Source organism: Cupriavidus sp. GW822-FHT02D05 (genome assembly GCF_058802485.1).
This window is the reverse complement of record NZ_JBXAOE010000075.1, coordinates 1-1,830: the sequence shown is the minus strand read 5'-3', so window position 1 is coordinate 1,830 and position 1,830 is coordinate 1. Positions and strand designations below refer to the sequence as shown.

The window sequence follows — 1,830 nt, the reverse complement described above, 5'->3', positions numbered from 1 at the left end:
GCCTGGGTCTGGCTATCTCAGGCACGTTTGCTCGTACGCCGATTGTCCAATGCCTGAATTTGTCCTCACCCTCTTTGACTGCGAACGGAAAGTCTAGCCGGGAGATCGGCGAGAAGTTGGGAATTTCAGCGCGCACCGCCGATCACTACATCGATGAGGCTCGCCGAAAGCTCGGCGCGCAGAGCCGCGCCGAAGCCGTGTTCCTGGCGATGCGATCGGGATTGTTTCGTGTGGAACCTTGGTGCCGCTGACAGAAGGTTCTTCGCCGACTTGCGGGATGGGAGAGCCTAGGCGATGGGACTCACTGTGTGATTCAGGGATCGGTCTGACGGCTGAGTTCGGCCAATTTGAGACACCCGCCGGAATGTACCGATCGCTGACAATCTCAACCCCGACCGCCCTGCGCATCGGCTCATGATCATGGTCTGTTCGTGCTACGATTCGTGATGCCTGATTGAAATAGCGAAAGCAGGCTACAACCGACCCTGTACCGAGTCCATTCGAACAATGTACGCAGCTGCCTGGCCTCCCTCGAAAACGCACTGAAAGCCTGTGTCGATGCAGTGATTGCATCCGCCTTGGCATTCGTCCCGGACCTGTTGGAATAACAGTCTGGAGATGTCGCTCGAATCGATTTATCACGTCCAGATTCTTGCGATTGCAATTTTAAGAGACCAAAACATGCGTATTTTCAATACGATGGCGGCTCACGCCATTCCGCTCGTTCCCCGTTCGCTGATCCGTAAAATTTCCCGCCGCTATATCGCCGGTGAAACGCTTTGCGATGCCCGTGCACGCATCCACTCGCTCCACGCAGCAGGCTTCAGAACAACCGTCGACGTGTTGGGCGAGACCGCGTCGTCGTCGGATCAGGCAGAGTCGATGACCCGTGATTATCTCAATCTTGTCCAAGCGCTTGGCGCGCAAAATGAGCCCACCGAGCTATCGATAAAATTGACCGCACTGGGGTTGCATCTCGACGAAGACGCTTGCATGGCGCGGGTCTCGGCGATACTGCGAGCGGCAGCATCGCATGGGATCAGCGCCTGCATCGACATGGAAGACACCAGTTGCACGCAGAAAACGCTCGACGCGTTCTTGAAGCTCGAGTCCGACGGATATCCAGTTGGGATCGCACTGCAAGCATATTTGACACGCACGAACGTTGACATCCGCCCACTGCAGGCACGCAGGAGCCGCATGCGCATTTGCAAGGGAATATATGTGGAGGCAAACCAGCATCTCGTCGACGGTGCATCGAGGGATCGGACCGCGATCAACGCGTACTTCGTTCGGCACGTTTCGAGCGCAATACAGGCGGGATCGTTCGTGGGCATTGCTACTCACGATGCACAATTGATCGATTCGCTGATCAAATGGCTGCAACGCGAGCAGATCGACAGGTCACGATTCGAGTTCCAGATGTTGCTGGGGGTGTGCGAACCGCTGCGTGATGCTTTGCTTGTGCAAGGTTTTAACGTGCGTGTCTATGTGCCATACGGTCACGACTGGTATGGCTACAGTACCCGACGAATCAAGGAAAATCCGCGAATTGCCGGATATATTCTGGCGGAGATGATACGCGGCGTTCGGTCGCGCTAGCAGTTACAGCAGGATCGGCGAACCGGGAGTGACCAGATCGTTGATCCCGGTTCGAACGGCTGCTTTGGAGATGACCGGCTGGCCGCTTCGGGTCGGTGGCGGTCGCCCGACAAGGGGTCGGCCACCCCGTTCGATAATCGGCCGCGGGCGGCCCTTCCCGGCCATGAGCGGCCGTCCGGATTGCAGGCGCGTGGTCGGTCGAGGGGCTGCTGCGCATCCCATATCGGA

The 1,830-nt window shown here is 57.5% G+C and carries 2 protein-coding genes; both read left to right on the top strand.

What is annotated here, in order from left to right; genetic code table 11:
• Positions 1 to 251: response regulator transcription factor (locus AC1RQK_RS40390; protein WP_492815251.1), on the top strand; the 251-nt coding region annotated here is incomplete at its 5' end.
• Positions 252 to 618: 367 nt separating this feature from the next.
• On the top strand, positions 619 to 1,602 hold the full coding sequence (locus AC1RQK_RS40385; protein WP_492815249.1) for a proline dehydrogenase family protein: 984 nt from the start codon (positions 619 to 621) through the stop codon (positions 1,600 to 1,602).
• Positions 1,603 to 1,830 lie beyond the last annotated feature (228 nt).

What these genes read in the sequence shown, in the direction of transcription:
- AC1RQK_RS40385 (WP_492815249.1), top strand. Translation starts at nt 619, where the DNA reads ATGTCGCTCGAATCGATTTATCACGTCCAGATTCTTGCGATTGCAATT.